This is a genomic window from Micromonospora sp. M51, from assembly GCF_018070305.1.
Taxonomy (GTDB): domain Bacteria; phylum Actinomycetota; class Actinomycetes; order Mycobacteriales; family Micromonosporaceae; genus Micromonospora; species Micromonospora parva.
This window is the reverse complement of the sequence record NZ_JAGPXZ010000522.1, coordinates 1-4,453: the sequence shown is the minus strand read 5'-3', so window position 1 is coordinate 4,453 and position 4,453 is coordinate 1. Positions and strand designations below refer to the sequence as shown.

General features: G+C 74.4%; 4 protein-coding genes and 2 pseudogenes. 3 read left to right on the top strand and 3 right to left on the bottom strand.

Annotated elements, in window-relative coordinates:
* The 3 genes and pseudogenes from KBX53_RS36520 to KBX53_RS23585 form a co-directional block, all read right to left on the bottom strand.
* Positions 1 to 322 (bottom strand): annotated as a pseudogene (locus KBX53_RS36520) (acetyl-CoA carboxylase biotin carboxyl carrier protein subunit); the annotation flags it as partial.
* Complete coding sequence (locus tag KBX53_RS23590; RefSeq protein ID WP_210861692.1) at positions 319 to 2,073, bottom strand: acetyl-CoA carboxylase carboxyltransferase subunit alpha; 1,755 nt, start codon at positions 2,071 to 2,073, stop codon at positions 319 to 321. The pseudogene KBX53_RS36520 and the gene KBX53_RS23590, both read right to left, overlap by 4 nt.
* Positions 2,070 to 2,408, bottom strand: coding sequence for a TcmI family type II polyketide cyclase (locus KBX53_RS23585; protein ID WP_210861690.1), 339 nt, complete (start codon positions 2,406 to 2,408; stop codon positions 2,070 to 2,072). The genes KBX53_RS23590 and KBX53_RS23585 overlap by 4 nt, the downstream gene beginning before the upstream one ends.
* Positions 2,409 to 2,830: 422 nt before the next feature.
* On the opposite strand from KBX53_RS23585, the gene KBX53_RS23580 reads away from it, so the two are divergent.
* From KBX53_RS23580 to KBX53_RS23570, 3 genes and pseudogenes are all read left to right on the top strand, one after another.
* The gene (locus KBX53_RS23580) at positions 2,831 to 3,628 is read left to right on the top strand and encodes a BTAD domain-containing putative transcriptional regulator (protein ID WP_030332963.1); all 798 of its coding nucleotides are present in this window, start codon (positions 2,831 to 2,833) and stop codon (positions 3,626 to 3,628) included.
* A 93-nt stretch (positions 3,629 to 3,721) separates the two neighbouring features.
* Positions 3,722 to 4,039 (top strand): annotated as a pseudogene (locus KBX53_RS23575) (TcmI family type II polyketide cyclase); the annotation flags it as partial.
* A 124-nt stretch (positions 4,040 to 4,163) separates the two neighbouring features.
* Positions 4,164 to 4,453 (top strand): NAD(P)/FAD-dependent oxidoreductase (locus KBX53_RS23570; protein ID WP_210861688.1); only part of this gene is annotated, 290 nt, incomplete at its 3' end.

Genomic DNA, 4,453 nt, shown 5'->3' with positions numbered 1-4,453 from the left:
CCCGTGCCGGGGCCCGCACCGCGGCGCGTCCCGGCACCGGCGGCCGGATCACCGCGGGCGGGGCGCCGGGCCCCGGCACGGGCGTCGGTGCCGCCGCCTGGGCCGGTACCGCGGGCACCTGCGCACGGGGCACGTCTTCGGGATGCCACTCGACCTCCAGCACCGCCGGCCCGCTGTGCAGCCGGATCCGGCGCACCGGCCCGGCCAGCTCGGCGATCAGGTGCTGCGCCTGCCGGCGCAGCCCGGCCAGCGCCTCCTCGCCGTCCGCCCCGACGTCGTCGGACGCCTCGACAGTCGACACCGCCGGCTCCCCGGCGCTCATCGCCGAACCGCCCGGGCACCGGTGCGGTACGCGCCGAACCGCCGGAAGCGTTGCCGGCGCAGGCGGACCAGCATGGCGGGGGGCACGTCCAGCAACGGCAGGAGGTTGGCCAGCAGGGCGGCGCGCAACCGGTGGGCGGTCTCCGCCGGGTCGTCGTGAGCGGCGGTCGGCGGCTCCGACACGACCTCGTCGACCACCCCGAGCCGGCACAGGTCGGGTGCGGTCAGTCGCAACGCGCGGGCGGCCTGCGGCGCCGCGGACCGGTCCGGCCAGAGGATCGCCGCACACCCCTCGGGGCTGATCACCGAGTAGACGGCGTTCTCCAGCATCAGAACCCGGTCGGCCACCGCCAGTGCCAGCGCGCCGCCACTGCCGCCCTCCCCGGTGATCACCGCGAGCACGGGGGTGGGCAGCACGGTGAGGGTGAGGATGTTCTCGGCGATGGCGGCGGCCTGGCCCTGCTCCTCGGCGCTCACCCCGGGGTCGGCCCCGGGGGTGTCCACCAGGGTGACCACCGGCAGACCGAGCCGGGCCGCGAGGCGCATCAGCCGCAGCGCCTTGCGGTGCCCGGCCGGGCTGGCCATGCCGAAGTTGCGGGCGACCAGCTCGGCGGTGGTGTGCCCCTTCTGGTGGCCGATGACCATCACGTGCCGACCGGCCAGCCGCGCCACCCCACCCACGATGGCCGGGCAGTCCGCGCCGAGCCGGTCGCCGTGCAGCTCCACGAACCCGTCGAAGACGGAGTCCCGGTAATCGAGTGTGGTGGGTCGTCCGGGGTGCCGAGCCATTCGGACGGTGTCCCACGCGACGCGTACCGCCGGGGGGTCGGCGGGGGTCGGGGGGGCGACGGGCGGGCCCGCCGGCCGCGGGTGGGCCAAGCCGTCGTCGGCGAGGCGCTCGTGGCGCGACGCCAGCTCCTGCCGGGGTACGGGCGTGCGCGCCGGACGCCCGGCGCGGGTCGCGGCGAGCAGCGCCACCAGCCGTCCGCGCAGCGACCGGCGCTGCACCACCATGTCGACCTGCCCGTGTCGCAGCAGGAAGTCGGCCGTCTGGAAGCCCTCCGGCAGGGCCCGCCCGGTGGTCTGGCGGATCACCCGGGGGCCGGCGAAGCCCATCCGCGCGCCGCTCTCGGCGAGCACCAGATCGGTGTTGGTGGCGAACGAGGCGGCCACCCCGCCGTAGGTCGGGTCGGTGAGGACGCTCACGGTGAGCAGCCCCGCCTCGCGCAGCGCGGCGATGGCCTGGCTGACGGAGGCCATCTGCATCAACGACAGCGCACCCTCCTGCATCCGCGCCCCACCGGAGGCGGTGACCAGGACGAGTGGGATGCGATCGTCCAGCGCCCGTTCGGCCGCCCGGGTGATCAGCTCGCCCACCGCGCACCCCAGGCTGCCGCCGAGGAAGCGGAAGTCCATCACCGCCAGGGCCACCGGGTGCCCACCGATGGTGGCCGTGGCACAGACGACCCCCTCGGCCAGGCCGGTGCTGGCCCGGGCGCCGGTGAGCCGGTGCCGGTACGGCAGCACGTCGACGAAGTCGATGGGGTCGGCCTCCGGCAGCTGGTCGGGCAGCGGGCGCAGCGAGCCCGGGTCGACCAGTTGGCGCAGGCGTTCCGGCGCGCCGAGTCGGGCGTGCTCCCCGCACTCGGGGCAGACGTCGAGGTTGCGCCGCAGCCGTTTGCGGTAGAGCAGGCTGGCGCAGCCGGCGCATCGGGACCAGAGCTGCTCGTCGCGCGGCGCGGTGGCCGTCACGACCGCCGCCCGGTGTCCGGGGCGTCGAACCGGTAGAAGCACCGGGCCATCGCGTCGCGCGGTGAGCGCCACGTCGGCAGGTACGGCGACACGTACGGACGCAACCGGTCACTGACCCTGATGAACTCGGGGTGGCCACGGGCGGCCTCCACCGCACCCTCCGTCGGCTGCGCGGTCTCGAGCAGGTGCACATAGAGGTCGTGCAGTCGGTACAGCGAGCGGTGCCGGACGCCGACCAGGTGCGGCAGTTCCGTACTGTCCGACTCGGCGAAGATCTCGGCGACCCGCTCCTCGGCGGTCGGATCGACCTTCGCGATGATCAGCGATCGGTCCATGCTGGGCCTCCCCCCACAGCGTCCGGCCGGCGACGGGTGGCCCCGGACGCGCTGGACGACTGCCGACACGATGCGCCGATCCTCGTCACGGCGGCGTCACCGCGCCGGGCCGGCCATCGACGCATGGCGGTGACGCTGCGTTGACGCAACCTGTGCATCAGCTATGTGTCCGCCACGCGTAGCCCGCCAATGTTTGTGCAGTTCAGAACCGATCTCGGGTTGACTGTCGCGAATAGAACGACCACTGCGACGTTGACCCACCGTGACCATCATTGATAATCTTCAGCTTGGTCAGCCCGGCGACTCGGCGGGCGGGGCCGCGCCCGGCCGCGCCGTGATCGGCGGGTCGACAGTGGCGTCGCGGGCAACCGATCCGGGACACAGCAGACAGTCGGGACGAGCGTTCCGCAGGGGGTGCCGCCGTGGCCGCTGATCCGTCCGTGCCGACCGCCGGAGACCCGCCCGAGGAGGGCGTGTCCCTGCACCTGCTCGGAGGCTTCCGACTCCTCCGCGAGGCGGTGCCGGTCGTGGTGCCGCGCGGGCTGCAACGGGTGATAGCGCTGATCGGGCTCCGCCCCGGTGCCACCCGCAGTCAGCTCGCCGGCCTGCTCTGGCCGGACGCGTCGGAGGAACGGGCGCTGTCCTCGCTGCGCACCGCCCTGTGGCGGCTCCGACAGGACCCGTGCTGCCCGATGACAGTGGCCGGCGACACCGTCCGCCTCGGCCCGGCGGTCCGGCTCGACGTGGACGACCTGGTCGGCACCGCGGCCCGGGTCCGCGACGGCGACGACCCCCGCACCGCGGCCGGGGCGCTCGCCGCCGGGCGGCACGACCTGCTCCCCGGCTGGTACGACGACTGGGTGCTGCTGGACCGGGAGCGCCTGCGCCAACTCCGCCTGCACATGCTGGAACAGGTGGCCGGGCACCACCTGGCCGCGGGACGCCATGGTGAGGCCCTCGAAGCCGCGCTGGAGGCGATGGCCGCCGAGCCGTTACGGGAGACACCCCACCGGCTGGTGGTCCGCATCCACCTGGCCGAGGGCAACGCGTTCGAAGCCGTGCACGCCTTCTACGTCTACCGGGACCTGCTGCGCCGGGAACTGCGGCTGGAACCGAGCCCGGCCATGAGCGCCCTGCTCGACGACACCCTCGCCCCGATCCGCCAGGCCAGCCGCGCCGCCGTCACCGACCGTCCGTCACCAGCCGGTCGGCGGACGTGACGGTGACGTGACAGGCGCTGCGGCACGGTGGGCGCACAGAGCACGTGGCACCGACCCGGGAGGGTCGGGCAGGCCACCGGCGGAAGGGGTCCCATGAGTCGTCTACTGATCGTCAGTCGGATCATCCCGGGAGCGGAGGGGCGGGTCGCGCAGATCTTCGCCGAATCCGACGCCACCGAACTCCCCAGCCTGACCGGTGTCACGCACCGATCCCTGTACTGCCTGCACGACCTGTGCGTACACCTGCTGGAGACCTCGGACGACGTTGACCCGGACGCGCTCGCGGCGGCCCGCAACCACCCGCTCTTCCAGCAGGTCAACGAACGACTCTCCGCGCACACGTCGCCGTACCTGCCAACCTGGCGCTCGCCCCGGGACGCGATCGCGGGCTGCTTCTACCGCTGGGACGCCACCGACGCGCCAACGGCGCGCCCAGCCAGCACCGCCGCGCCAACGGCGCGCCCAGCCAGCACCGCCGCACCGACGGCGCGCCCAGCCAGCACCGAGGCACCCGCCGCGCACCCGGCCGGCTGACATGTCCGCCGCGCCGCCGCATGTCCTGATCATCGGCGCGGGCACGGGCGGGTTGTGCCTGGCGCACGGCCTGCGCCGCGCCGGGATCACTGTCGCCGTCTACGAACGACACCGCGACCGCGCCGAGGGGCTGCTCGGCTACCGGGTCGGCATCGGCCCCACCGGTAGCCGGGCGCTGCGGGAGTGTCTGCCCCCGGAGCTGTTCGCCACCTTCCTGGCCACCTGCGCCCGTCCGCCGCACTACTTCAACGTGGTCACCCAGGGGCTGCGCCAGACCGCGTCGTTCGCGCT